Genomic DNA, 25729 nt, shown 5'->3' with positions numbered 1-25729 from the left:
GTTCAAGCCATCTTCGCAACACGGTGGTCCCGGGCGGGGTCGTTCGCAATCATTCTGGGCGAGAAGCTTGCAGCACAGGTGTCAAATTAACCAGAATATCAACCAGTTCTGGCGCCTGGCCGGCGAGGTGATCGGCCAGGACCTGCCGGGCATGGAATACGCCGCGCGCATTGGTGTGAAGGCGCTGGGCCACATCGGCGACCGGCACACCATCCTCAAACTCCCTTCCAGCAGTCCTGCTTATGCAGCCGTGCCGTACGCCAAGAAGTTGGTGGCGTGGCAAGCGCTGCGTGGTTGGCTGTCGTAGCGCTCTGCTATCTGGCCAGCCCCTCGTACAGGCCAGTCACGTCATCCATTACCTGAAGAATGCGTTCGCTGGTTGTGGCAACGTTGCGCAACTGCTCTGCGCGCGTGCCTTCGGTCTGCTTGAGCGCTTCGGCAAAGAACAGCCACTGTGTGCTGGCCAGTTGCAACTCACTGTTGATTGCCCCGGAGTTCTGCGGCGCAGACGTGAGGAAGGCCTGAGCGGCGGTAAATTCCTTCATGGCTGAATCGAGATCCTGCGTCATCTGCGCAGAGGTAATGTCCCACGCCCGGAACATGCTCAGCTTGGCAATGCGCTGCGAAAGCATCCGCTGACGGCCGGCCACGTTGATCAGCTTGCCCGTTGCCGTGCCCGAGTGCTTCTCCAGCAGCACTGTGCCCTGTTGCGCGAGCTTCAGCACGTCCTCGCTGGCTTGGGCGATCTTCTTCGCGTTGTCGATGTTCGGGTCACCGCCTGTCAGCAACTGCCTGTAGACGAACCACATCTGTTCAAGTTTGGCGTAGGTGTCCTTGATCTCGGGCGTGGGCGCGAATGCTTTCAATTCCGTGAGTTGCCGATCAAAGAGCGCGACTGACTGCTCGAGAATCTTCTTCGATCGCTCGACCTCCACGCCCAGGCCGATCTGGCAATACGCCTTGGCCATGCGCTGCGACAGCATGCGCTGGCGGCCCGCCTTGTTGATGGCCGCGTTGATCGTCAGCGGTTGCGCGCACGCGCTCCCCATCAGCCCCGACAGCAGGGCGGAGCACACAAGCAAGCGGATGAATTGCAGATAGGGTTTCAAGCGGTTCTCCGTCTCATGATCAACGCAGCGACATGTGCCCGAACGTGCGAGATGCCGGCGTCGATGGCCGGCGCGTGCCTGCACCGGGCTGCGCGGCATCGTCGGTCCCGACGACATTGCGGATCAACTGGTCCATCTCCTGGATGATGTCCGCGAGCACCGTAGTGATCACTGAGAACTCGCGCCCATATGGGCCCGCCCTTGCGGCCGAGACGCGCGCGTTCATGGCGACGATGTTGGCCTGCATGGAGATGCGTCCGAGGTGCGCGGCGATCTCTGCCTGACGCTTTCGCAGCGCGACTTCGCACACGTGCATCTCCTCTTGATAGGCCTGTGTGATGGTCTGCAGAAGTTCCAGCATGGGCGTGGCCTGCGCCACGATGGCATCGAGAGACGTGTTGCGTTGTGTCGTGCCGGTCGACAAGGCATCGATACCGCTTTTGACCAGTACGATGAACTCGCGGACACGTGCATCACCACGCAGCTTGCCGAAGTAGAGCTGACGCAGCGCGTCCGAGAATGCCCCGGGCAGGCGCGCATTGCCCTCGACAAGATCGGTGTGTGCCGACGCGAATGTCGCCAGGCATGACCGTGCGATGTCGAGCGCTGCGGCGTGACCCTGAGCGGCCAACACCATTTGCAGCACGATCCGCTGCGACAGCATGCGTTGCCGTCCGGACAGGTTGATCAGCTCGCCAATGGTCTCGACGGACACATCGGCCCCAGAAGCCGGGGTGGAGGAAGCGTTCATGTCATTGCCTGGGTGGTGGTGCCGACGGCTGATGCCGCGCGTCGGCCAAAAAAAACGCTCCGAAGCGAGCTGGCGACGCACCGGTTGCCCGGGTCGTGCCGTGTCGCCTCGGAGCGCCGTTGCCCCGGACGCCCCCTGCGGAGCGTGTCATTGCGATGTGCCAAGGTGAATCAAGGCCGCCGTTGGCCTTGTCCTTGCCGATGCAATAGCCATGCCACGCGAGAGATGCAGGCGGCCCTGTCGATCAGCACACGTCGAAAGGATCTGCTGCACTAATCTCGTGCCAAATGCCTCATGACGAGGCGTGCGCGTGCGTCATGCAGCGGCGGAATCGCTGGCCTACACTGTGCCCCTGCGCAAGGAAGCGCGGCGCCGGCGGATCGTGCAGAAGAACGTCGGCGGCCCCAACGATGCATACCAAGGAAATCACCTCCATGACCACACCTTCGATGTACGAGTTTCTGGTCCCGACCGTGAACCGCATGCTGGGTAACCTGTCGGCCCTGCTCGACAAGGCTGCTGCCCACGCAGAAGCGAAGAAGTTCGACCCGGCAAATCTGATGACCGCGCGTCTGGCGCCGGACATGCATCCGTTTCCGCGGCAGGTGCAGATTGCCTGTGACCAGGCCAAGGGCGGTGCGGCGCGTCTGTCGGGCAACGAGGTGCCGTCGTACCCGGATGTGGAGACGACCATTCCAGAGCTGAAGGCGCGCATTGCCAAGACGTTGGAGTTCGTCAACAGCATCGACCCCGCGGCATTTGCCGGCAGCGAAGATCGCCAGATCACGCTCAAGAGCCCGACGCGCGAACTGCAGTTCACGGGCATTGATTACCTGCGTGGCTTCGTGCTGCCGAACCTGTATTTCCATATCACCACGGCTTACGCGCTGCTGCGTCATAACGGTGTGGAGATCGGCAAGATGGATTTTCTCGGGCGCCCCTAAGAAGCGCCTTGCTTCAAAGTCAAATACAACGCCGGCTGCCTGATGACAGGCGCCGGCGTTTATTGATTGGCCGACTGTCAGGCTTGGCTCCATGCGGGTTCGGGGGGTGTCAATGCGCAAACGTTAAGGGCGCGTCACACCCGCGCCGCAGCGCATCTGTCACAATCGCGCCCGTGGCCGACGCGGGGGGCGTCGGTGCATTTCACTATCGGGCCTTCACATGCCGTTTCTCGGAATCGGGTTTCACGTCATCGTCGCGCTGTTCTTTGCGGTGCATGTTGTGCGCAACAACCAGAACATGTACTGGTTGTTCATCCTCTTTGCGTTTCCATTGCTGGGCAGCGTGGTGTATTTCTTCGCCATCTATCTGCCCGAGATGCGCCACTCGCGCGGCGCACGCGTTGCCAGCCGCGCGGTGACACAACTGATCGACCCGAACCGTGCCGTGCGCGAAGCGCGCAACGATTTCGACCGCGCGCCAACCGTGCAACACCGCCTGCGCTTGGGCGAAGCACTCCTGGATGCCGGCGATGCCAAGGAGGCGCGCGAGCATTTCGAGCAGGCCGCTACGGGCCCGTTTGCCGGCGACCCGGCCGTGCTGCTGGGTCTGGCACGCGCGCAGTTCGCCACGGGCGATGCGGCGCTCGCCAAAGGCACGCTCGACAAACTGTTCGAAGCGCATCGCGTGACGCGCCAGCAACCCGAGCCGACATTGCTGTACGCGCGCGCATTGGCCGCGACAAATGCGCCGAATACGCGTCAAGCGTTCGAGCAAGCCCTGACCTGTGCGAATGATGCCGCTGCCCGTTGCCTCTTCGGCGAATGGCTGCTCGCGCAGAACAACGCCGCCGACAAACAGCGCGCGCAGGCCCTGTTTGAAGAGATTCTGCGCGACGCCAAGCACTGGACGCGCTATGCCAAAGACCACAATCGCGAGTGGCTGCAGCGCGCTGCTGCCGCTCAGTCTTCTTCCCGTTGATCCGCTTTATGACGCTGCTGAAACGTAAATCCATCGAGGCCGTCGCCTCGCGCCGCCCGGCTCGCGCAAAGCGCGAAGACCGCCTGGACCACGATGACGAACCGAAGCGCATGGCCCCGCGCTTTGCGCCGGTCACGTTCTCTGAACTGGCCGGTGTGCGCTATCTGCACTTCGGTACCGAATGGGTGCAGGGCGCGATGCGCCTGTCCAAGCCCGATGTCATCGAACTGGAATACGCACAGCAGATGATGGCGTGGTTGCTGTTTCTCGATCCGGCCGCGCGACCGGATTTCCACATCGTGCAGCTCGGTCTTGGCGCTGCCGCGCTGACGAAGTTCTGCCACCGCCAACTTGCGCCCGCGCAGGTGACGGCGGTGGAGTTGAACCCGTCCGTGATCGTCGCGGCGCGCAGCATGTTTGGCATGCCGTTTGACGACGCGCGCTTGAGCGTGCTTGAGCAGGATGCCTACGACTGGGTGATGGACGCCAGCCACCATGGCACCGTCGATGCACTGCAGATCGACCTGTATGACGCCACCGCGCGCGGCCCCGTGTTGGATACGCCGGCGTTCTACAAGGCTTGCCGCCAGGTACTGCGCTCGCCGGGCGTGATGACGATCAATCTGTTTGGCGACCACACCAGTTTCCCGCGCAATATCGAGCGCATTTGCGATGCGTTCGACAACCGCGTGCTGGTCTTCCCTGAGGTGCACGACGGCAACGTGATTGCGCTGGCGTTCAATGGCCCGCCGCTGCACGTTAGTTGGGAAGCCGTGCAGGCGCGTGCTGCTGCGCTGCAGGCCTCACTCAAGCTGCCGACCAAAGGCTGGGCAGACGGACTGCGCCGTGCCAATGCCGGCCAGGAAGGCGCGCTGTCCATCTGATCTCTACACGCAGCCAATGCAAAACGCCCCGGCATTGCGGGGCGTTTGCTTTTGGGGGAAGGGCTCAGGCTGCCTCGCCCATGCCGGGCATCTGGTCAATGAAGCCCGTCACCATCTGCATGCGGCCACCTTCAATGCGCACGAAATCGGTGCCCTTGACCAGTGCCTGGCCCTCGGGGCCGAGCGTCCAGCGGAAGCGGATCGTGTCCTGCACAACATCCACGCCGCCGTCGCGCGCAAAGCGGAAGCCGGGGAACTTGGCCTGCACGCCTGCAATCAGCGCGTCGATCCCGTCATGTCCGGTGCCTTGCATGAGCGGATCGACATACGTGGCGCCTTCTGTCCAGGTCTGCGCGACGAGGGCGCGGCGCTGGGCAGCGTCCGTCGCGTTCCACGCGGCGATGTAACGGTCGACCAGCGTATCGGCGAGCGTGTCGTTGGCGGCGAGTTGGGTGGCAGTCATGGCGTTTCTCCGTTCGAAATGGGAAGCTTTGCCAGCGCGGGGATGAGCGATTGCGCTGGATGGCTTCATCTTCGGCGCCGGCGTGGATGGTGTCGATTACGCGTCAGGTAATTGGCGCTTTCCCGGACGGGAATACGCAGCGCAATGCATCGTCATCCGGTTTCGTCGCCTGATCCCGTCTTTCGCATGCGCTCGCAGATCGACGGCGAGACTCCGGTAGCCTTCGACCTCCGATTGGAGGTCCGGCATGCACAAGAAAATCACAGGTGAGCCATCGCGCAGTCTCTCGCCGTTGCCATCGTCTGTATCCCCAACAGAGCGCACGGTTCAAGAAGGGACAAGTCAACCGACGGCGCGCACGCGTTCCCCAGCGTTTGCGAGTCTTCCCACCTCGCGTGCCGGCGGATCGGCACGGGTTTCCGCCGCGCCGGCCAAGATTTCCGATACTGAGTTGGCACTCGCTGCGTACCTGCTTGCGCGTGCAGTGGATGGGCGCCCGGTGGCCGCATCGGAAATATCTCGCCTTCGCCTGGCGAACGCCAGCGTGAACGAGACCCGCCAATTGCTTAAGCATGGTCGCGGCAACGTCGACGTGGACGTGCGAGCCACGCACAACGAAAGTACGTGGCGAACGAACGCAGCGCGGACCTTCAGGCTGGAACGTGAACGGAAAGCGAAGATACCCTGGAATGCGTTCAACCAGCGTGCGCCGTATTCCGCCGCGGCAGCATCGGTATTTGGCGCAGGAAATTGTGGCGAGCACACCAGCACGACGAGCGTTTATCACAGTCGCCGGTTGGCGCCCGGCGAAGAGGTGCATTACGTGAGTGATCCGGCCGCAGGACACGCGTGGGCAGAAGGCCGGGTGCCAGCTGCCGCCGCTGCCGAACAGCCGGAGCGAACGGTCGTGATGGACGCCTGGGCCGCTGGGCCCGCGGTGCTCGCATCCGACGGCCGCTTCGCCAAGCGTCGCGACGGCCTGGAAACTACGCTGCACTTCAATGCGGAAACGGGCCGCGACGCCCGCATTGCAGCCAACGATCTGGTTCTGGAGGCACGTTCTGCAGGCCCCGCGGACATCGCCCGGCGCGTGCAAAGTGAAGCCCGGCCTACCGCTCGCTTCGCTGCCTTTATCGATTCTGTCTTGCCAAGCGGTGTTGGTCACTGGCGTGAGCAGCACGTTCTTGACAGAAACTTCTCGCAACGGGTGAAGGGCAAGCTTGCTGTTCCTGGGGATCGGGCCCAGATTCTTGGGCTGGCTGCGCACGTTGCAGAACAGCTTGGCGTGCCGCCTCAGCAACGTTCAGCAGAGGCGCGACGAATCGTCGAGGCGGCCCACGCTATGTTGCCGGACCGGTGAGGCGAATGATGCCGGCATCGGTGGGCGGCGAATAGCGAAACAGGCTTCCCGAAAAAATCACTTGGATAGCAGCCGCATCGCAGATTCCAACCCGGCAATCGTCACCGGATACATCCGCGTCTTCACGATCTGGTTGATGACTGAGATGGACTGGCGGTATTCCCACAAGCCTTCCGGCTCGGGGTTGAGCCAGACGAATTTAGGAAACTGTTCGATCAGTCGCTTGAGCCACGTGGCGCCGGCTTCGGCGTTGTTGTATTCGACCGAGCCGCCAGCCTGGAGGATTTCGTACGGGCTCATGGTCGCGTCGCCTACGAAGATCAGCTTGTAATCCGGCGGGTACTTGCGGATGACGTCCCAGGTGGAGAAGCGCTCCGCATGGCGGCGCCGGTTGTTCTTCCACAGCCATTCGTAGACGCAGTTGTGGAAGTAGTAATACTCGAGGTGCTTGAACTCGGTCTTGGCGGCGGAGAAGAGCTCTTCCACGCGCTTGATGTGGTCGTCCATCGAGCCGCCCACATCCATCAGCATCAGTACCTTGACGTTGTTGTGCCGCTCGGGGCGCATCTTGATGTCGAGCAAGCCGGCGTTGGCGGCAGTGGAGTGGATCGTGTCGTCCAGGTCCAGCTCAATGTCCGCACCATCACGCGCGAACTTGCGCAGGCGCCGCAGCGCCACCTTGATGTTGCGCGTGCCGAGTTCAACGGTGTCGTCGTAGTCTTTGTATGCGCGTGCTTCCCATACCTTGACGGCGGTGCGGTTGCCCTTCGATGGCCCGCCGATGCGGATGCCTTCCGGGTTGTAGCCGCCGTGCCCGAAGGGCGACGTGCCGCCGGTACCGATCCACTTGTTGCCGCCTTCGTGGCGCTCGTGCTGCTCGTTCAGCAGTTCCTTCAGGCGCTCCATCAGCTTGTCGAGGCCGCCCATGGCTTCGATCTTGGCCTTCTCCTCTGGTGACAGCTCGCGCTCCAGCTTTTTGATGAGCCAGTCCAGCGGGATGTCCGCGCGCCAATCCACCGCACCTTCCACGCCCTTGAAGTAGGCGCCGAACGCCTGGTCGAACTTGTCGAAATGCTTTTCGTCCTTTACCAGCGTCATGCGCGCCAGGAAGTAGAACTCGTCGAGCGACGGCGCGATGACCTGCTGCTTGAGCCCTTCAAGCAGCGTCAGGTATTCCTTGACCGAGACCGGCAGCTTGGCGTGCCGCAGCGTGAAGAAGAAATCGATGAGCATGGTGGTCCTCCGGCGCTTAGGCGCGCGGTTGCTCCAGCTTGTATTGCAGATGGCGTTTCACGGTCAGCCATTCCGATTCGATGATTGAAAACACGACCGTGTCGCGGAAGCTGCCGTCCGGCATGCGTTGGTGATTGCGCAGCACGCCGTCCTGCTTGGCGCCCAGCCGGGCGATGGCCGCGCGGCTCTGGTGATTCATCCAGTGCGTGCGGAATTCCACCGCAATGCAGCGCAGCGTTTCGAACGCGTGCGTGAGCAGCAACAGCTTGCATTCCGTGTTGACGGCCGTGCGTTGGACAGATGCTGCGTACCACGTGTGGCCGATTTCCAGCCGGCGGTTGGCTTCATCCACGTTGAAGAGGCGTGTGGCGCCGACCACCTTGCCGGGTTGCCCATCGCGCATCTCGCGCACGACGAACGGCATGGCGCCGAGGCGTTCGCGCATGTCCAGGGCAATGGCCAGCCAATCGCCGGTCTTGTCAGGCGAGGGCACCGAGGTGTACCAGAGCTTCCACAGCTCACCATCAGCGGCCGCGGCGCGCACGTCATCCAGATGTTCTGGCCCGAGCGGCTCCAGGCAAGCGTGCTGGCCGGACAGCGTGATGGGCTCGATCAGGCGCGGCATGGTCGGACTCGCTCAGCGGTTGGCGCGATTCATGAACACCAGGCGCTCGAACAGGTGCACATCCTGCTCGTTCTTGAGCAGCGCGCCGTGCAGCGGCGGAATCGCGGCGTTCTTGTCCTGGCTGCGCAGCGATTCCGGCGGAATATCTTCGGCCAACAGCAGCTTGAGCCAGTCGATCAGCTCGGATGTAGACGGCTTCTTCTTCAGTCCCGGCAGATTACGCATCTCGTAGAACGCGTCCAATGCGGCCTTCACGAGCGCCGGCTTGATGCCCGGGTAGTGCACGTCGACGATGGCCTGCATCGTCTCGGCATCCGGAAACTTGATGTAGTGGAAGAAGCAGCGGCGCAGGAAGGCGTCGGGCAGTTCCTTCTCGTTGTTCGACGTGATGATCACCAGCGGGCGGTGCTTGGCGCGGATGGTTTCGCGCGTTTCGTACACGTAGAACTCCATGCGATCCAGCTCGCGCAGCAAGTCGTTCGGGAACTCGATGTCGGCCTTGTCGATCTCGTCGATCAGCAGTACGACAGGTTTATCCGCCTCGAAGGCTTGCCACAGCACGCCCTTGACGATGTAGTTGCGGATATCGTGGACCCGGTTGCTACTTTCCTTGTCGCCCAGCTGCGAGTCGCGCAGGCGCGAGACCGCGTCGTATTCGTACAGGCCCTGCTGCGCCTTGGTGGTCGATTTCACGTGCCACTGCAGCAGCGGCATGCCCAGCGCGGCGGCCACTTCCTCGGCCAGCATGGTCTTGCCCGTGCCCGGCTCGCCCTTGATGAGCAGCGGGCGCTGCAGCGTCATCGACGCATTGACGGCGAGCTTGAGGTCGTCGGTGGCGACGTACTGGTCGGAGCCTTCGAAGCGTGAGCGCTGGTCGGATGGGGCAGGCGAGGTGGTGGTGTTCATCGTGCAAGCCTACTGAGCGGTAAAAGATTTGGAAACGGCCAGTATAAGAGCATTTGGCTGTTTGACGCCGGGCGGCCGCAGGGGCGGGCGGCCCCGCCATTCCTTGCTGTCAAGTCACGGGAGCCCTAACTGGACTGGCAAAAAAACGGTGCGGTACAATGCGCCGGTTTGACGCACCTCAAATGACCGTCCTCTGGCCAGTTGCCAACGGCGGGTGAATGCGCCCAGCGAGACAGCCGGCTGAGACGAGCCAAGCCGGCAGGGCGAGCAGGATTCTGAAACTCCACGCTTAAGAACGAGATGAAAAAGATCCTCACCATGGTGGCCGCCTTGGGCACATTCGGCGTACTGTCCGCCGCAGCCAACAGCGCTGCCGCAGCCGACGTTCAGGGCAACGCGGCCGCCGCCGAAAACAAGGTCGCCATGTGTATCGGCTGCCATGCCATCCCCGACTACAAGACGTCGTTCCCCGAGGTGTATCGCGTGCCCTATCTGGGCGGCCAGAACGCCAAGTACATCGAAAGCGCGCTGCATGCGTACCAGAAGGGTGACCGCAAGCACCCGACCATGCGCGCCATCGCCGGCTCGCTGACCGACCAGGACATCGCCAACCTTGCCGCGTATTACTCGCAGCAGACGGCCGCTACCCAGAACAACCCCCAGAAGTGACGAGGAAGAACATGAAGAAGATCTCGCTCGCAATCTCGTTCAATCTGGGCGCGCTGATGCTGGCCGCGGCCGTGTCGGCACAGGCTGCCGATATTGAAAAGGGCAAGCAGCTGGTGGAGAAGGGCGCCTGCGTGGCCTGCCATGGTGCTGGCCTGAACGCTCCGATTTCGCCGGACTATCCGAAGCTCGCCGGCCAGCACGGCGACTACATCTATCACGCATTGCTGGCCTATCAGACTAGCAACAACCCGCTGGTGGGCCGCAGCAACGCCATCATGGCAGGCCAGGTCAACAGCAACCCCGCGACCATCGGCGCCGATGGCAAGCCACGTCCGTTCACGCAGGCCGAGCTGAAGGACATTGCTGCGTACATCGAATCGCTGCCGGGTTCGCTGGTGCTCAAGAAGTAATGCGGCATCGCCGGTAAAGAAAAACCGCTCTTCGGAGCGGTTTTTTTATGGCGTCGGATTCAGCGGGCAGTGGCGCGTTTGCGCACGCATTCGATATAGGCCTCGCCGTCGGGAGGCAGGCCGGTGCGCTGCGCCGTCCACAGCATCTGGCCCAGGCATTCCATCACCTGATGCTGTGCCTCGTGAGGCGAGTCGAGCCGCTGGGCCAGGGCTTCATAAGCGGCGCGAATACCGCGTGGCTGATCCACCGATACCTGCTCGCTGATCGACAGGTGCATCGACAGGTGGAGGAACGGGTTGCTCTGGCCGCTTTCCGGCGTGTAGTCGCGGGCGAGCGCTTCGTCGCCGGCTTCCAGGGTGTCGTGGTATTCGGGATGCTGCAGCATCCAGTCGAGCGCCATGGCTTCGAGCGGCGTGAGGATTTCTGCCTGGCGGTGCTTGCGCCACGCGCCGCAGAAGAATTGACGGACTTCGTCGCGGGAGGGATTGAACATGATTTCGCCATTGTACCGGCGCGCCTGGATGCCCGCCGGCAGCTTGGCGAGACGCCGACGCTACAATGGCGCCCCGCACCCGCAGACGGCGACCCCAAACAAAAACGCCGCACGCCATGAGACAACCGACCGATTCCTCCCTCGCCGCGCGCGCCGCCGACAAGCTCCTCGGCGTGCTGCTGATCGCCCTGTCCGCCGCTTCATTCGGCGCGATGGCCATCTTCACGCACTACGCCTATGCGAGTGGTGCCAATGTGGTCGGTCTGCTGATCGTGCGCTTCGTGATCGCGGCGGCGGCGCTGATGGTGGTGATGCGCGTTCGTCGCATCGGCATACCGCCGTGGTCGCGCGTGGCGGGGCTGGCGGCAATGGGCGGCATCGGCTACGCGGGGCAGTCGTTCGCGTTTTTCACGGCATTGAACTACGCGCCGGCCAGCCTGGTGGCGCTGCTGCTGTATCTGTATCCGATGTTCGTGACGGTGCTGGCGGCGATTTTCCTGCGCGAGCGGCTGACCGCCACGGCGATCATCGCGCTGGGGCTGTGCTCGGTCGGGGCGGGGCTGACGGTGGGCGGCGCGGGCCTCTCGGGCGGTAGCCTGCTCGGTATTGCGCTGGGTGTGGCTTCCGCGGTGATCTACTCGATCTACATCACGGTCGGTGCACGTGTCACGCGCGGGCTGGATCCTCTGGCGTGTACGACCGTCATCTGTACCGCTGCGGCCGTCGTCTACACGAGCATGGCGCTGGCCGGCGCGCCTGCGCACCTGCCCGGCACGTTGGGTGGCTGGGCGGCGGCACTGGCCATTGCGGGCTTGTCGACGGTGGTGGCGATCCTGACGTTCTTTGCCGGCTTGCAGAAGCTGGGAGCGGCGCAGGCGTCGATGCTGTCCACGCTGGAGCCGGTGGTGACGGTGCTGCTGGCGGCATTGCTGCTCGGCGAATCGATCGCGCCCATGCAGATGGCGGGCGGCGCATTGATCCTGGCGGGCGTGCTCTGGCTCACGCGTGCAGACGCGAAACCTGCCGGCCACAGCGTGGATGACATGGCCTGAAGCCGGATCCTCACTCCAAAGAAAAACCGCCCAGTGTGAACTGGGCGGTTTTGCTTTCTGCCTTGAGGCGATTACTTCTTCTGCCCGGCCGGCAGGCGTTGCAGGCTCTGCACCCGCATCAGGGCCGGACGATCGGCCATCACGCCATCGTAGAACGAAGCGAGGTCACCCTTGAGCGCGGTGCGCGACGCATCGTTCAGATAGATCATGTGGCCCGACGGGTAGTTCTTGATCGTCAGGTTCTTCGCCTTGAGCGTCGGGTCGAGCGGCATTTGCGCCAGCGTCAGCTCGGTCTGGTGGAACGGCGTGACGGCGTCGAAATAGCCGCTGGCCTGCAGCACCTTCAGGTCGGGATTCAGGCTCATCGTCGAGGCGAGGTCGCCGGCGGTGTACAGCGTGTTGCCACCGCCCTTGTTGGCGCCCGTCGGGTCGATGTGGCTGAAGTCCCAGTTGTTGAACACGGCGTCGTTCAGGTCCACGAACGACGAGGTCGACGTGTACTTGAGCTGGGTGTTCAGGTAGCTGTTCCACAGCACCGTATACGCGCCACCGATGTTCGAGATCGACGGATCGTTGCTGCCCGAGTTCGGCAGGATGAACGGCGCGATGCCCTGGCCCGTGTAATTGGCGCGGCCGTCATACTGGCCGATCTGGATGCCTGGGTTGAGCGTCAGGAAGAACGTGTACGGCGGGTTGTTGTTCTGCGACGGTACGTTGCCGAGCGCCGCCGGATTGCCGAACGTCTGGATCAGCGAGACCGGATCGGTGCCGATGTACGAGCCCATCGTCTGCGCCGTCGCCAGGTTCAGGTTCAGACGCACGTTGACGAAGCCGCCATCCGCGGCGCTCGGCGCTTGCGCCAGCGGTGCGAGCGTGTTGTCGGCGTAGTTGCGGGCCTGGACCATGTAGCTGTCGAGATCGGTCGGTGCCGGGTTGAGTGTCGTCTTCTTCCAGTAGAAGGCATCTGCGGCGAGTGTCGGGAAGGTGCCGACGGCCGAGAGCGCATTCGCGTAGTCGAGAATCGACGATTGCAGCGTGATCCCGTTCAGTTCGATACCGTCTTCATGGAGCACCCACGACAGCACCGCACTGCGCGCCGTGCCATACGACTCACCGTACAGGAACTTGGGCGAATTCCAGCGCGAGTTCTTGGTCAGGTAGCGCTGGATGAAGCGGTCGATGGAATGCGCGTCCTGGTCGGTGCCCCAGAAGTCTTTGTTCTTGGCCGGTGCAATGGCGGCTGAATAACCAGTGCCGACCGGGTTGATGAACACGAGGTCGGAGCGGTCGAGCAGGCTGTCCGGGTTGTCGGGCAGTTTGTACGGCGCCGGCGGCGTGAAGTTCGGGAACGACGACTGCAGGCGCTTAGGCCCGAACGAGCCGAGCAGCAGGAACACCGACGACGAACCAGGGCCGCCGTTATAGAAGAACGTCACCGGACGCGGTTTCGAGGGGTCCGGGTTGTCCTGCGTGTACGCCACGTAGAACATCGTCGCGTTGGATTGCGACGTAACCGGGTCGATGGTCGTCAGGTGGCCGGCGGTGGCCGTGTAGGCGATGCTCTTGCCACCGATTGTGACTGTATGGTGGGTGATGGCTGCGCTCTCACCCGGGTCGGCAGCCAGGGCGTCGTTGGGCCCGGTGCCGTAGACGTTCGGGTCGACGTAAGGCTGGTCGGGCGGCACGGCGGCCGTCACCGGCTGGGTGGTTGCGTTGCCGGCGTTGGCGGCAACGCCGCTGGGGTTGGCCGTGGCGGACGAGTCGCCGCCGCCGCAGCCCGCCAGCAGCACGGCTGACAGCGCCGCAGCCGCAAACGATACACCAAGGGTTCGAGACAATCCTGCAAAATCACTGGTCGATAACCTGGATTTTTTCATGGCGATAATGGCCTTCTTCAGGGTGACGAACGCCATCACTTAAAACGTCTAGTTTTAAGTGGGCTCCATATTCGTTTTGCGTTTTGTCATTTCTCTGTGGCGCGAAACGAATATTCTGATTTCCCGCCTTGTCCGCGGAAATTAATTCAATTGCTTTTTATTGGGCAAAAGAGGCCCCTGAAATCCGAGGGGATTTCAAAAAGAAACGACCTTGGGATAAAGCCCTCAGGGGTTTGCGCAAAGCCTGGAAGGGGCTGTGCGAAAACGTGGGGATGAATGCGGCCACGCACCTGTTTTAAAATCAGGCGCGAATCCGATACGTCCAACCCTGCGGGTAATACAATGACGAACCAAAAAGTAGTTCGTAAGCAAACCGTTGTAAAGGGCTCTTTTTCATTGCGTGCGATGGGCTGTAAAAATCACCATGCCCATGCCATGGCGCGTCGCAATAAGTGCGATTAAATACAAACAAGGCATGCCGTTTTTTCTAAAGCATCTGTGCCCTGGCGGGTGCCGGATGTCCATCCGGGGCGTGCAGGTGTCCGGCGCGCGCGGAAACAGCGCATTACAATGCGCTCCTCAACTCTTTCCGGAGCACCTTGCAATGCCGATGCTTGAACCGTCCGTGCTGGACCAACTGTTCCACGCAGCCCGTACCCACAACGTATGGCTGGATAAGCCGGTCGACGACGAACTTCTGCACACGCTGTACGACACCGTGAAGTACGGCCCGACTGCCGCCAACAGCACGCCGGCCCGCTTCGTGTTCGTCAAGAGCGCGGCCGCCAAGGAGCGCCTGATTCCGTGCATGTCGGCCGGCAATCAGGAAAAGACTCGCCAGGCGCCCGTGGCCGTGATCGTTGCGTATGACACGCAATTCCACGAGCAACTGCCCAAGCTGTTCCCGCATACCGATGCGCGTTCCTGGTACGCCGGCGATCAGGCCAAGATCAATGCGGCTGCGCTGATGAACGGCTCGCTGCAGGGCGGCTATCTGGTGCTCGCCGCGCGTGCCCTGGGCCTCGACTGCGGCCCGATGGCCGGCTTCGATGCCAACAAGGTGAACGAGACGTTCTTCCCTGATGGCCAGTGGAAGGTCAACTTCATCATGAACATTGGCTACGGCGACGCCGAAAAGCTGCATCCGCGCAACCCGCGCCTGTCGTTCGAAGAGGCGTGCAAGATCGTTTGATCGACAACTGGTCGCGCAAAGAAAACGGGGACTCGCTTCAGCAGCGGCGGTCCCCGTTTTTTATTCCTTCGGCGCCGGTGTCTTCGGCCTGAATTCGCACAGTGGCTCGATGGCGCAATGCCAGCACTCGGGCTTGCGCGCCTTGCACACGTAGCGCCCATGCAGGATCAGCCAGTGGTGCGCGTCCTGGCGAAACGCTTCCGGCACCACCTTCAGCAGTTTCAGCTCGACTTCCAGCACGTTCTTGCCCGGTGCCAGCCCGGTGCGATTGGCCACGCGAAAGATGTGCGTGTCCACGGCAATCGTGGGTTCGCCGAAAGCCGTGTTCATCACCACGTTGGCCGTCTTGCGGCCCACACCCGGTAGTTCTTCCAGCGCGGCGCGGTCACGCGGCACTTCACCGCCGTATTGGTCGAGCAGGATGCGGCACGTCTGCAGGATGTGCTTGCACTTGGTGCGATACAGCCCGATGGTCTTGATGTATTCGGTGATGCCTTCCTCGCCCAGCGCCAGCAGCTTGGCGGGCGTATTGGCCACCGGGAACAGCTTGCGCGTCGCCTTGTTCACGCCAACGTCGGTCGCCTGCGCCGAAAGGAGCACCGCAATCAGCAACTCGAACGGCGTGGTGTATTCCAGCTCGGTGGTCGGCGTCGGGTTGTTCTCGCGCAGGGTCTCGAAGATGGCGTGGCGCTTGGCGGGATTCATCGTCGGGCAGGGTTCAGGGTTTGTCCGCGTCGGGTTTGGTGCCGTGTTCGATCTGGCTGGCGATGCGTTTGCGGCGCGCTTCGGCCTCGTCAATCTGGGCTTGCACATCCGCCGACACGTCGGTCACGTTGCGCGGACCTTGCCCGCGCGCGGCCATCTCGGCCTGCTTCTGGCGCGCGCGTTCAATCGCAGCCTGGATGATCGCCTTCTTGCGGGCCTGTGCGGCGAGTTCGGCGTCGTCAGCCGGTTGTTCGGCGCTGACGGCAGCGAGTTTGGCCGCGGCCTTGGCGGCAAGGCGCGCTTCGTTTTCGGCTTGTTCGCGCTTGAGGCGTGCGTTGCGGAAGACGTAGCGGTCCCGCGCGACATCGGCTTGCTGCTGGCTCCAGGCGTCCCAGCCCGTTCGTTCGCCGGTGACGGGGATCATGTCGATGCAATCGACGGGGCAGGGCGGCACGCAGAGGTCGCAACCGGTGCACCAGTCTTCCAGCACCGTGTGCATCGCCTTGGGCGCACCAACGATGGCGTCAACCGGGCACGCTTGAATGCACAGCGTGCAGCCGATACAGCGTTCCGGGTCAATGACGGCGACGGCACGAGGCTGCTCGATGCCGTTGGAAGGGTCCAGCGGCAACAGATCACCTGTGCGGCCGAGCGCGTCGGACAGCCGGCGGACACCTTCCGCGCCGCCGGGTGGGCAGCGGTTGGGTAGCGCCTCGCCGTTGGCCATGGCTTCAGCGTAGGGGCGGCAGCCGTTGTAGCCGCACTTGGTGCATTGCGTTTGCGGCAGGAGGTTTTCGAGCCGGTCGGCCAGGGATGCGGCCACTGCGGGGACCAAGGAAACCACGATGGGACTTGTCGTTTGAATAGTCTGCCATTATCGCCGATTTGGCCCCCGCGCAAGGCGTGCATGCCCTGACATCGCATACGGCGGGCATGTCTTAACCCTATGACATAATTCCTGCGTTCTAAACGGACCGACGTGCCATGCCGTCTCACCCAGCCGCGCCCATCGCCGACATCGAAGTCGATGCTCATGGCGAATCCGCCGCACCCCGCACGCGTCGTGACCCCGCCGGCACGCGCCGACGTATCCTTGCTGCTGCCATCGAAGAGTTTTCGCGGGGCGGCTTTGCCGGCGCCCGCGTCGACGCCATCGCCCGCCGCGCTGAGACCAATGAGCGCATGCTGTACTACTACTACGGCAGCAAGGAAAAGCTTTTTCTGACCGTGCTCGAACACATGTATTTCCGCTTCAAAGAGGCGGAAGAGCAGGTGCAGATCGAGTCGTCGGACCCGCGTGAGGCAGTCATTCAGCTTGCACGGTTCGTCTGGGACTTCTATTACGAGAACCCCGAGTTCATCCGTCTGCTCAACAGCGAAAACCTGCACGAGGCACGGCATCTGAAGACGTCGCCGCACCTGGTCGAGCTGGTCAATCCGGTCATTGATGTGCTGCGCGGCGTGGTCGAGCGTGGCCAGCGCAGCGGCATCTTCCGAGAGGACGTCGATGTGTCGCGCCTGTATCTGACGATCTCGGCGCTGGGTTATTACGTGCTGTCCAATCGCTACACGATCAGCGCCGTCGTGGGCCGCGACATTGCCTCTGCCGACGAGCACGAAGCCTTCGCGCAACTGCATATCAAGATGTTGCTGGCGTATCTGGATCGGCCCAAGGACTGATCGGCTGAAGCATCGTCGCGTGACAAAAAAAAGCCTCGCGGGTGCGAGGCTTTTTCTTGGATGCTTAAGGCTTACGCGACTGCTTTGATGCGCGGAGCGCTCTCTTCGTTGCGGCGAATGAAATCACGCAGTTGCGGATACACCTGCTCGCGCCAGCGGCGACCCGAGAAGATGCCGTAGTGGCCGCACTTGGGCGCCGTCAGGTGCTGCTTGCGCGCGGTGGGGATGCCGGTGCACAGGCCATGCGCGGCTTCGGTCTGACCGCTGCCGGAGATGTCGTCCAGCTCGCCCTCGATGGTGAAAAGCGCGGTGCTCTTGATGTCCTGCGGGCGCACCGGCTTGCCTTCCACCACCCACGTGCCGTTGGCAAGGTGGAATTCCTGGAACACGTCGCGGATGGTTTCGAGGTAATACTCGGCCGCCATGTCGAGCACGGCGTTGTACTCGTCGTAGAAGCGCACGTGGGCTTCAGCGTCTTCCGTGTCGCCCTCGATCAGGTTCAGGTAATAGTCGTAGTGCGATGACAGGTGGCGGTCCGGGTTCATCGCCACGAAGCCGGCGTGTTGCAGGAAGCCCGGATAAACCTTGCGGCCGTGCCCCGGATAGTTGGCCGGCACCGTGTAGATCACGTTGTTTTCGAACCAGCTGTGCGACTTGTTGGTCGCCAGCGAGTTGACCGCAGTCGGGCTCTTACGCGCATCGATCGGGCCGCCCATCATGGTCATCGTGCGCGGCGTCTTCTCGCCGTCCGAGGCCATGAGTGAGATGGCGGCCAGTACGGGCACGGTCGGCTGGCACACCGAGATCACGTGCAGCTTGTCGGCACCAATGTGATTGATGAACTCGCGGATGTAGTTGATGTAGTCCGACAGGTGGAAGGCACCTTCTTCGGTTGGCACCATGCGAGCGTCGATCCAGTCGGTCACGTACACCTTGTGATCCTGCAGCAACGTGCGCACGGTGTCGCGCAGCAGCGTGGAGTGGTGGCCCGACAGCGGCGCGCACACCAGCACGATCGGCTCATCCTTGAGCAGCTTGATGGTCTCGGCGTCGTCGGCGTAGCGCTTGAAGCGGATCAGGCGGCAGAACGGTTTCTCGACGATGGTCTGCTCGACGATGGGAATGTCGCGGCCGTTGGATCTGACGGAGCGAATGCCGAATTCCGGCTTCTCGTACTCCTTGCCCAGGCGGTATAGCAGTTCATAGCCCGCGGCGTAGCGTTGCGCGCCGGGCATCAGGGACAGCGGACTCAGTGGGTTGGTGAAGGTCTTGGCGGTCGCTTGGGCCCAAGCCGTCATGGGGCTGAGCAGGGCGCGCTGGAATTCATGAAGCTGGTAAAGCATGGCTGGACCGGTCTCTGGTGGCGGGGGCGACGCAAACGATTATGCACCTAGGCGCATGTTACTGCGATGCAGCATAAACCCTGATAACAGAGTGTTGCGTGGCTCTATGATGCGCCCGTGTCAGTCTAGTCCCATGCAGCAAAAAAGCGGCCGAAGCCGCTTTTCTTTTTGCAATTGCACCTAAGGCGTGACGCCTACCGCACCTTACAGGACGTCAGCGATGGCGTTCACCACGGCGTCGATGTTGTGCGTGTTCAACGCGGCCACGCAGATGCGGCCGGTCGACACAGCGTAGATGCCATGCTCGTTGCGCAGGCGATCCACTTGCGCGGAGGTCAGGCCCGAATACGAGAACATGCCGCGCTGGGCTTTCACGAACGAGAAGTCGGTCTTCACGCCCTTGGCGGCCAGCTTGTCGACCAGTGCGTTGCGCATCGACTTGATACGGTCGCGCATTTCGCCCAGTTCCTGTTCCCACATCGCGCGCAGCTCGGGGCTCGTCAGCACGCTGGCGACGATCGTGCCGCCGTGCGTCGGCGGATTCGAGTAGTTCGTGCGGATCACACGCTTGACTTGCGACAGCACGCGGGTGGCCTCGTCCTTGCTGGTCGTCACGATCGACAGTGCGCCGACGCGCTCGCCGTACAGCGAGAACGACTTAGAGAACGAGCTGGAAACGAAGAACGGCAGGCCCGATTCAGCAAACAGGCGCACGGCCAGGCCGTCTTGCTGGATGCCGTCGGCAAAGCCTTGGTAGGCCATGTCGAGGAACGGAATCAGGTTCTTGGCCTTGATGACTTCCACGACCTGCTTCCACTGGTCGGTGGTCATGTCCACGCCCGTCGGGTTGTGGCAGCAGGCGTGCAGCACGACGATCGTGTTCGGCGCGTAGCTGTTGAGCGAATCCATCATGCCGGCGAAGTTCAAGCCGTGCGACGGGGCATCGTAGTACGCGTAGTTGACGACTTCGAAGCCGGCCGACTCGAACAGCGCGCGGTGGTTTTCCCAGCTCGGGTCGGAAATGGCGACCTTGGCGTTCGGGTACAGGCGCTTGAGGAAGTCGGCGCCGATCTTCAGTGCGCCGGTGCCGCCCAGGGCTTGTGCGGTGACGACGCGGCCTTCGGTGATCAGGGGCGATTCAGCGCCGAACAGCAGCTTCTGCACAGCCTGGTCATAGGCGGCAATGCCTTCGATCGGCAGGTAGCCACGCGGGGCAGCGGCGGCCAGGCGGGCCTTTTCGGCTTCCTGCACGGCGCGCAGCACCGGAATTTTCCCTTCGTCGGTGAAGTACACGCCCACGCCCAGATTCACTTTGGTGGTGCGGGTATCGGCGTTGAAAGCTTCATTCAGGCCCAGGATGGGATCGCGCGGAGCCAGTTCGACGGCGGAGAAAAGCGACATGAGATGTCTCGATCGGTTGGTTCGGAATTCGGTGGGATCTTGCAGGCGGTGCGGCATGGGCTCCGGGGCGGGTCGCCCGGCGCCTGATGTACAACGAGGCGCGCACGGAGATCGATTGTACCGAATACAGGCTCTAATCGCCCGAAAAATCCTTGCAGAACAGGCGCCTAAAGCGTTTGAACGGCCAATACAGATGTGCGGGTCCGGCTGTCCAAACGATTGCTCGGGCTGCACGCTACACTAGACGATTGGTTGCAATTGCCGCTGCCGTCCTCACTTTCTGAGGGCGTGCGAGTCACTTTGTCGACTTCCCGCGCTGCCATCCTACCCGCCGCCATGACCGATCTGAGCCAAGTCCCCAGCCCGCACGATGAGTCGAAGTTTGTGACTTTCGAGGGCTCGCCGTTCCAGTTGTACCAGCCGTATCCGCCGGCCGGCGACCAGCCGGAGGCGATCCGCCAGCTCGTCGAGAACATTGGCGACGGCCTGTCGTACCAGACCCTACTGGGCGTGACGGGCTCGGGCAAGACCTTCACCATGGCCAATGTGATCGCCCAGGTGGGGCGGCCCGCCATTGTCTTTGCGCCGAACAAGACGCTGGCGGCGCAGCTGTATTCGGAGTTTCGCGATTTCTTCCCGCGCAATGCGGTCGAATACTTCGTCTCGTACTACGACTACTACCAGCCTGAGGCCTATGTGCCGCAGCGCGACCTGTTCATCGAGAAGGATTCGTCGATCAACGAGCACATCGAGCAGATGCGGCTCTCCGCCACCAAGAGCCTGCTGGAGCGCCGCGATGTGGTGATCGTGGCTACCGTGTCGGCCATTTACGGTATCGGCAACCCGAGCGAATACCACCAGATGATCCTGACGCTGCGCGCGGGTGACAAGGTCAGCCAGCGTGACGTGATCGCGCGCCTGATCGCCATGCAGTACACGCGCAACGAGACGGACTTCCAGCGCGGTACGTTCCGCGTGCGTGGCGACACGGTCGACATTTTCCCGGCCGAGCACGCAGAGATGGCCGTGCGCCTGGAGTTGTTCGACGATGAAGTCGAATCGCTGCAACTGTTCGACCCACTGACGGGGCGCGTGCGGCAGAAGATTCCGCGCTTCACGGTGTACCCGTCGAGCCACTACGTGACGCCGCGCGAGACCGTGCTGCGCGCCATCGAGACCATCAAGGCCGAGCTGCGCGAACGGCTCGATTTCTTCTACAAGGAAAACAAGCTGGTGGAAGCGCAGCGGCTGGAGCAGCGCACGCGCTTCGATCTGGAGATGCTGCAGGAGCTGGGCTTCTGCAAGGGCATCGAGAACTATTCGCGCCATCTGTCCGGCTCCGCGCCGGGCGAACCGCCGCCGACGCTGGTCGACTACCTGCCGCCCGATGCGTTGATGTTCCTCGATGAATCGCACGTGCTGATCGGTCAGCTCAACGGCATGTACAACGGTGACCGCGCGCGCAAGGAAACGCTGGCCGAATATGGCTTCCGACTGCCTTCCGCGCTCGACAACCGGCCGCTCAAATTTGCTGAGTTCGAGACCAAGATGCGGCAGGTGACGTTCGTGTCTGCCACGCCGGGGGATTACGAAAAGAAGACGGCTGGCACGGAAGTCGTCGAGCAGGTCGTGCGCCCCACAGGCCTCGTCGACCCGACGATCGAGGTGCGCCCGGCCACGACGCAGGTCGACGATCTTCTGTCTGAGATTCACGTGCGCGTCGAAGCTGGCGAGCGCGTGCTGGTGACCACGCTCACCAAGCGCATGGCCGAGCAGTTGACCGAGTTCCTGTCGGAGAACGGCGTCAAAGTCCGCTACCTGCATTCGGACATCGATACCGTGGAACGCGTGGAGATCATCCGTGACCTGCGCCTGGGCACGTTCGATGTGCTGGTCGGTATCAACCTGCTGCGCGAGGGCTTGGATATTCCCGAGGTGTCGCTCGTGGCGATTCTGGATGCCGACAAGGAAGGTTTCCTGCGCGCCGAGCGCTCGCTCATCCAGACGATCGGCCGCGCCGCGCGGAACGTGAACGGCACCGCCATCCTTTATGCCGATCGCATGACCGATTCGATGAAGAAAGCGATTGGCGAAACCGAGCGCCGCCGTGCCAAGCAGATCGCTCACAACGAGGAGCACGGCATTACGCCGCGTGGCGTCGTCAAACGCATCAAGGACATCATCGACGGCGTGTACAACGTCGATGACGCGCGCGCCGAACTGAAGGCCGCGCAAGAGGCCGCCAAGTACGAAGATATGAGCGAAAAGCAGGCGTCCAAGGAAATCAAGCGCCTGGAAAAACAGATGCTCGACCACGCCAAGAACCTCGAATTCGAAAAGGCGGCGGCGGTGCGCGATCAGCTTGCGAAGCTCAAGTCGCAGCTCTTTGGCGCGAGCGGCGAAGACCATATCGTTCCGGCTGCCTGAACTGCACGGCCACTTGCGTTGTCGGATTCCCGCCTTGCCGTAGGCGGCGGGGGTTGCTGTTGGCACCATTTCAGATCAAATTCAGGCGCCGCGCGTCGCCTGACCGGGGAATCGGCACGTGCTGCAGCGCTCGACTGCACGCGTCCGCCATCAAGGGAGTTCGATGTTCAATTTTTTGCTTAACCCGTGGCGCAAGTGGCGCGCTTCCCGGCACGCCAGCCATCAACTCGATGCCATCCTCGCCCAGTTCGAACCCACGCGCAGTCTGGCCGAACGCAATGAATGGCTGATCGAGCTGGCTTACTGGTTGCGCCGGGCGGAGCGGCCCGTTGGTGCCGCATCAGAGTCTTGGCGCTATGCGCGTCTGCGCTATCTGCTGCAGGTGCTGGAGAACAATCCGGCCCTGGCCGAACGCGTCGGGCAGACATTGCGCAGCATCGTGCAGGACAACGATCCGGTGTCGCTGCTGTGCGATACGGGGTTGTCGTCACGCTCGGGTTTCTGGAGCGAGTTGATCGACCGCTGGCAGGTGCGCTTGCTGCCGCCCGCACCCAATCAGCCGCAGCTGGCAACGTTGTTTGCACTGCTGTTTGTGGGGCCGACCGATGCTCAGTGGGTGGACGGCCTGGACGACGAACTCGTCACGCGCCTTTACGCGCTGTTCCGCACGGGGATGACCGACGCCGATCACGCTGCTGGCCAGACACGCCTGGAGCGCAGCCTTGGCATCGGCATCCAGATCCTGATCAGCCAGGTCCGTGCGGCGGGTTTGTCGCGCGGTATCCGCAGCCGCATGGACCATGCGGAACTCACCGATTCTCCGTTCTATCTACTGGCCGACGCAGCCAACGCGATCTTTCTGGAACGACCCAACACGGAGCTTGCGAGCCCAGCGCGGTTCCTGCAGGAACTCAATTACTTTCGCGCCGTGCTGGACCGCTGCCGCACGGCTACGACCGGCGTGTATCAGCATCTGGACGAGAACGGCGTCTCGGTGGAAGTCGTGTTCCAGGTCGAGCGCATGAAGGCGTGGCTGGGCCGCATCGATTTGCTGCTCACGGCATGGGCGGACACGCAGGGCTCGCGTCGCTTCGTGCATATGACGGCCGAGCTGGTGTCGGCCAGCCAGCATCGCCGCAGCGTGGGGTATCTGATCCGCTCCACGTTTGCTGATCTGGCGCGCAAGGTGGTCGAGCGCTCTGCGGAGAGTGGCGAACACTACATTACCCGCGACGGCAAGGAATACGGCGCGATGGTCAAGGCTGCAGCCGGCGGCGGCGTCATTACGGCGGCCACGGTGTACATCAAGTTCTTCATCACCGGGGCGCATTTGTCGCGCTTTACCGAAGGGCTGTTCGCGTCGATCAACTATGCGGTCAGCTTTCTCGGCATCCATTTCGCGCATTTCACGCTGGCCACCAAACAGCCCGCCATGACGGCCCCTGCGCTGGCGCACCGGCTCGACCAGGTGGGCCGCCAGGAAGGGTTGGACCGCTTTGTCGACGACACGGTCGCCATGATCCGCTCCAACGCGGCGGCGATTGCGGGCAATCTTGTGGCCGTGGCGCCGGTGGCTTTCCTGGTGCAGTGGCTGGCCGGGCGTTTCTTCCATGCCGATCTGATTTCGGCAGCGAAGGCGATGGCGACCATCGATTCGTTCTCGATTCTTGGGCCGACGCCGCTGTACGCGATCTTCACGGGCGTGTTGCTGTGGGCGTCGAGCCTGGCGGCGGGTTGGGCCGACAACTGGTTCGCGCTGCACCGTGTGCATGACGTGATTGCCTACCACCGGCGCTTGCGCTTCATGGTCGGCACGCAGGGCGCGCAGCGCATTGCCAGCTTCTGGAAGCGCAATCTGTCGGGCATTGTCGCCAACGTGTCGCTGGGCTTCATGCTGGGGCTGGGGCCCGAGATCCTGTCCTTCTTCGGCCCGCATATGGAAGTGCGTCACGTCACGCTGTCGACCGGTGCGGTGGCAACCGCCGTGGGCGTGCTGGGCCCCAGCGTGATGCATACGGCGCCGTTCTGGCTGGCCGTGGCCGGCATTGCGCTGATGGGTGTGCTGAACGTCCTGGTGTCGTTTGCGCTGGCCTTTAACATGGCGATGCGCTCGCGCAACCTGCGCGGGGTCGATCGCAAGCGCGTGACGAGTGCCGTGTGGCGCCGCATCTTGCGCGATCCGCTGTGCCTGCTGGTGCCGCGTGCCCCGACTGTGAGCACGCCGCCCAGCAGCACGCCGGTCTAGGTCTAGTGGGTTGCGGGCGCGGCAGGCGCGCCCAACTCGCTGCGGAACGGAATGGACGGCTGCGCGCCGAGCCGCGTGACTGACACTGCCGCCGCAGCTTGCCCGAATTCGATGGCCGTATCGGGCGCTACGCCTTCCGCCAGTGCCGCGGCCAGCGCGCCGACAAACGTATCGCCGGCAGCCGTGGTGTCGATGGCGTGCGCGATCGGTGCCGGCATCAACAGGCGCGACTGCGCATCTACGTAAGCCACGCCGCGCGCCCCCAGCGTGACGATCACGTGCCGCGCACCTTGTGCATGCAGATCAGCGGCGGCATCCAGTGCGGCTTCGGGCGAATCGACGGTGCGGGCTGTCAGTAGCGCGGCTTCGGTTTCGTTCGGGATCAGGAAATCGCAGGCCGCAATCCATGGGGTAGGCAGCGGGCCGATGGCAGGCGCCGGGTTCAGGATGACCGTTTTGCCAAGCCGCTGCCCCAACTTGAGCGCGCACTCCACCGCATCCGGCGGAGATTCCAACTGACAGACGATCACGCGTGCGCGTTCGAACGCAGCCCGCTGCGCTTCGATCATGGCTGGCGTCAGCAATTCGTTGGCGCCGGCCACGATGACGATGGTGTTCTGGCCACTGTTGGCTACGGTCACGCAGGCGATGCCGGTAGCCGCCCCGGCGTGCACCGACACCATCGACGTGTCCACGCCCTCGCGGCGCAGGCCGTCGCGCAGTGCGGTGCCGTATGGGTCGTCACCGACGCAGCCGAGCATGGCGACACGCGCCCCCAGGCGCGCAGCCGCCACGGCCTGGTTGGCGCCCTTGCCGCCCGGGATGGTTTCCAGCGCAGGCGCAGCAACCGTTTGCCCGGGACGCGGCAAGCGCGGCGTGCGGATCACGAGATCCATATTCAGGCTGCCGACGATCAGCACGTCGGCAGCAGAGTGGGCGGAAGAGGCGGAAGGGCGCTTGGCCACCATGGCAAAAACTAC

25 protein-coding genes are annotated in these 25729 nt (G+C 63.0%); 12 read left to right on the top strand and 13 right to left on the bottom strand.

Annotated elements, in window-relative coordinates; all coding sequences use genetic code 11:
- Window positions 1-67: 67 nt before the first annotated feature.
- Window positions 68-307, top strand: coding sequence for a hypothetical protein (locus BG83_RS0107680; protein WP_024976163.1), 240 nt, complete (start codon window positions 68-70; stop codon window positions 305-307).
- A 7-nt stretch (window positions 308-314) separates the two neighbouring features.
- Here the strand turns inward: BG83_RS0107680 and BG83_RS0107675 are convergent, their stop codons facing one another.
- Together BG83_RS0107675 and BG83_RS0107670 are read right to left on the bottom strand one after the other, a co-directional pair.
- Window positions 315-1049, bottom strand: a complete 735-nt coding sequence (locus BG83_RS0107675; RefSeq protein ID WP_152543687.1) for a type IV pili methyl-accepting chemotaxis transducer N-terminal domain-containing protein — start codon at window positions 1047-1049, stop codon at window positions 315-317.
- A 79-nt stretch (window positions 1050-1128) separates the two neighbouring features.
- Window positions 1129-1860, bottom strand: a complete 732-nt coding sequence (locus BG83_RS0107670) for a type IV pili methyl-accepting chemotaxis transducer N-terminal domain-containing protein (RefSeq protein ID WP_024976161.1) — start codon at window positions 1858-1860, stop codon at window positions 1129-1131.
- Between the two features lie 434 nt (window positions 1861-2294).
- Here BG83_RS0107670 and BG83_RS0107665 point away from each other — a divergent pair, with 434 nt between their 5' ends.
- From BG83_RS0107665 to BG83_RS0107655, 3 genes are all read left to right on the top strand, one after another.
- On the top strand, window positions 2295-2804 hold the full coding sequence (locus tag BG83_RS0107665) for a DUF1993 domain-containing protein (RefSeq protein WP_024976160.1): 510 nt from the start codon (window positions 2295-2297) through the stop codon (window positions 2802-2804).
- A gap of 220 nt (window positions 2805-3024) precedes the next feature.
- Entirely contained in the window at window positions 3025-3783 is a 759-nt protein-coding gene (locus BG83_RS0107660; protein WP_024976159.1) for a tetratricopeptide repeat protein, read from the top strand.
- Between the two features lie 8 nt (window positions 3784-3791).
- Window positions 3792-4667 carry a spermidine synthase gene (locus BG83_RS0107655; protein ID WP_024976158.1) on the top strand — a complete coding sequence of 292 codons (876 nt, stop codon included), beginning with the start codon at window positions 3792-3794 and terminating at the stop codon, window positions 4665-4667.
- 64 nt (window positions 4668-4731) lie between these two features.
- Here BG83_RS0107655 and BG83_RS0107650 read toward each other — a convergent pair whose 3' ends face one another.
- Complete coding sequence (locus BG83_RS0107650) at window positions 4732-5130, bottom strand: nuclear transport factor 2 family protein (RefSeq protein WP_024976157.1); 399 nt, start codon at window positions 5128-5130, stop codon at window positions 4732-4734.
- Between the two features lie 544 nt (window positions 5131-5674).
- Between BG83_RS0107650 and BG83_RS0107645 the strand changes: the two genes are divergently transcribed.
- A complete protein-coding gene (locus tag BG83_RS0107645) occupies window positions 5675-6490 on the top strand; it encodes a hypothetical protein (RefSeq protein ID WP_200869032.1) in 816 nt (271 codons plus the stop codon).
- 57 nt (window positions 6491-6547) lie between these two features.
- On the opposite strand, the gene BG83_RS0107640 is transcribed toward BG83_RS0107645, so the two are convergent.
- From BG83_RS0107640 to BG83_RS0107630, 3 genes are read right to left on the bottom strand one after another with little or no spacing between them, the layout of a single operon-like run.
- A complete protein-coding gene (locus BG83_RS0107640; RefSeq protein ID WP_004629032.1) occupies window positions 6548-7723 on the bottom strand; it encodes a vWA domain-containing protein in 1176 nt (391 codons plus the stop codon).
- 16 nt (window positions 7724-7739) lie between these two features.
- Complete coding sequence (locus tag BG83_RS0107635) at window positions 7740-8348, bottom strand: GNAT family N-acetyltransferase (RefSeq protein WP_024976155.1); 609 nt, start codon at window positions 8346-8348, stop codon at window positions 7740-7742.
- Window positions 8349-8360: 12 nt separating this feature from the next.
- Window positions 8361-9254, bottom strand: coding sequence for an AAA family ATPase (locus BG83_RS0107630; RefSeq protein ID WP_024976154.1), 894 nt, complete (start codon window positions 9252-9254; stop codon window positions 8361-8363).
- Window positions 9255-9554: 300 nt separating this feature from the next.
- Here BG83_RS0107630 and BG83_RS0107625 point away from each other — a divergent pair, with 300 nt between their 5' ends.
- Entirely contained in the window at window positions 9555-9923 is a 369-nt protein-coding gene (locus BG83_RS0107625) for a c-type cytochrome (protein ID WP_024976153.1), read from the top strand.
- Window positions 9924-9934: 11 nt separating this feature from the next.
- Window positions 9935-10333: a c-type cytochrome gene (locus BG83_RS0107620; RefSeq protein WP_009238577.1), complete on the top strand. Its 399-nt coding sequence runs from the start codon at window positions 9935-9937 to the stop codon at window positions 10331-10333.
- 59 nt (window positions 10334-10392) lie between these two features.
- On the opposite strand, the gene BG83_RS0107615 is transcribed toward BG83_RS0107620, so the two are convergent.
- Window positions 10393-10827 carry a DUF1841 family protein gene (locus BG83_RS0107615; protein ID WP_024976152.1) on the bottom strand — a complete coding sequence of 145 codons (435 nt, stop codon included), beginning with the start codon at window positions 10825-10827 and terminating at the stop codon, window positions 10393-10395.
- Between the two features lie 116 nt (window positions 10828-10943).
- Here BG83_RS0107615 and BG83_RS0107610 point away from each other — a divergent pair, with 116 nt between their 5' ends.
- Window positions 10944-11879, top strand: a complete 936-nt coding sequence (locus BG83_RS0107610; protein WP_024976151.1) for a DMT family transporter — start codon at window positions 10944-10946, stop codon at window positions 11877-11879.
- 71 nt (window positions 11880-11950) lie between these two features.
- Here BG83_RS0107610 and BG83_RS0107605 read toward each other — a convergent pair whose 3' ends face one another.
- A complete protein-coding gene (locus tag BG83_RS0107605; protein WP_200869039.1) occupies window positions 11951-13756 on the bottom strand; it encodes a S10 family peptidase in 1806 nt (601 codons plus the stop codon).
- A 604-nt stretch (window positions 13757-14360) separates the two neighbouring features.
- Between BG83_RS0107605 and BG83_RS0107600 the strand changes: the two genes are divergently transcribed.
- Window positions 14361-14948, top strand: coding sequence for a malonic semialdehyde reductase (locus BG83_RS0107600; RefSeq protein WP_024976149.1), 588 nt, complete (start codon window positions 14361-14363; stop codon window positions 14946-14948).
- A gap of 60 nt (window positions 14949-15008) precedes the next feature.
- On the opposite strand, the gene nth is transcribed toward BG83_RS0107600, so the two are convergent.
- Window positions 15009-15653: an endonuclease III gene (gene nth / locus BG83_RS0107595; RefSeq protein WP_009238572.1), complete on the bottom strand. Its 645-nt coding sequence runs from the start codon at window positions 15651-15653 to the stop codon at window positions 15009-15011.
- 13 nt (window positions 15654-15666) lie between these two features.
- Window positions 15667-16497 (bottom strand): electron transport complex subunit RsxB, encoded by an 831-nt coding sequence (rsxB, locus tag BG83_RS0107590; protein WP_024976148.1) that lies wholly within the window; start codon window positions 16495-16497, stop codon window positions 15667-15669.
- Window positions 16498-16637: 140 nt separating this feature from the next.
- On the opposite strand from rsxB, the gene BG83_RS0107585 reads away from it, so the two are divergent.
- Window positions 16638-17333: a TetR/AcrR family transcriptional regulator gene (locus BG83_RS0107585; protein ID WP_024976147.1), complete on the top strand. Its 696-nt coding sequence runs from the start codon at window positions 16638-16640 to the stop codon at window positions 17331-17333.
- A 71-nt stretch (window positions 17334-17404) separates the two neighbouring features.
- Here BG83_RS0107585 and BG83_RS0107580 read toward each other — a convergent pair whose 3' ends face one another.
- Window positions 17405-18676: a polyhydroxyalkanoate depolymerase gene (locus BG83_RS0107580; RefSeq protein ID WP_024976146.1), complete on the bottom strand. Its 1272-nt coding sequence runs from the start codon at window positions 18674-18676 to the stop codon at window positions 17405-17407.
- Between the two features lie 204 nt (window positions 18677-18880).
- Window positions 18881-20077: an amino acid aminotransferase gene (locus tag BG83_RS0107575; protein WP_024976145.1), complete on the bottom strand. Its 1197-nt coding sequence runs from the start codon at window positions 20075-20077 to the stop codon at window positions 18881-18883.
- 336 nt (window positions 20078-20413) lie between these two features.
- Between BG83_RS0107575 and uvrB the strand changes: the two genes are divergently transcribed.
- Both uvrB and BG83_RS0107565 read left to right on the top strand, forming a co-directional pair.
- Window positions 20414-22504 (top strand): excinuclease ABC subunit UvrB, encoded by a 2091-nt coding sequence (gene uvrB, locus BG83_RS0107570; protein WP_024976144.1) that lies wholly within the window; start codon window positions 20414-20416, stop codon window positions 22502-22504.
- A 163-nt stretch (window positions 22505-22667) separates the two neighbouring features.
- Window positions 22668-24749, top strand: a complete 2082-nt coding sequence (locus BG83_RS0107565; protein WP_024976143.1) for a site-specific recombinase — start codon at window positions 22668-22670, stop codon at window positions 24747-24749.
- Window positions 24750-24751: 2 nt separating this feature from the next.
- Here BG83_RS0107565 and rbsK read toward each other — a convergent pair whose 3' ends face one another.
- The gene (gene rbsK, locus BG83_RS0107560; RefSeq protein WP_024976142.1) at window positions 24752-25717 is read right to left on the bottom strand and encodes a ribokinase; all 966 of its coding nucleotides are present in this window, start codon (window positions 25715-25717) and stop codon (window positions 24752-24754) included.
- Window positions 25718-25729: the final 12 nt, after the last annotated feature.

Origin of the sequence: Ralstonia pickettii (assembly GCF_000607165.1) — a bacterium.
In the GTDB taxonomy this organism is placed as follows: Bacteria; Pseudomonadota; Gammaproteobacteria; order Burkholderiales; family Burkholderiaceae; genus Ralstonia; species Ralstonia holmesii.
Note: the sequence above shows the minus strand (reverse complement) of the source record. Positions and strands in the feature narration are given on the sequence as shown.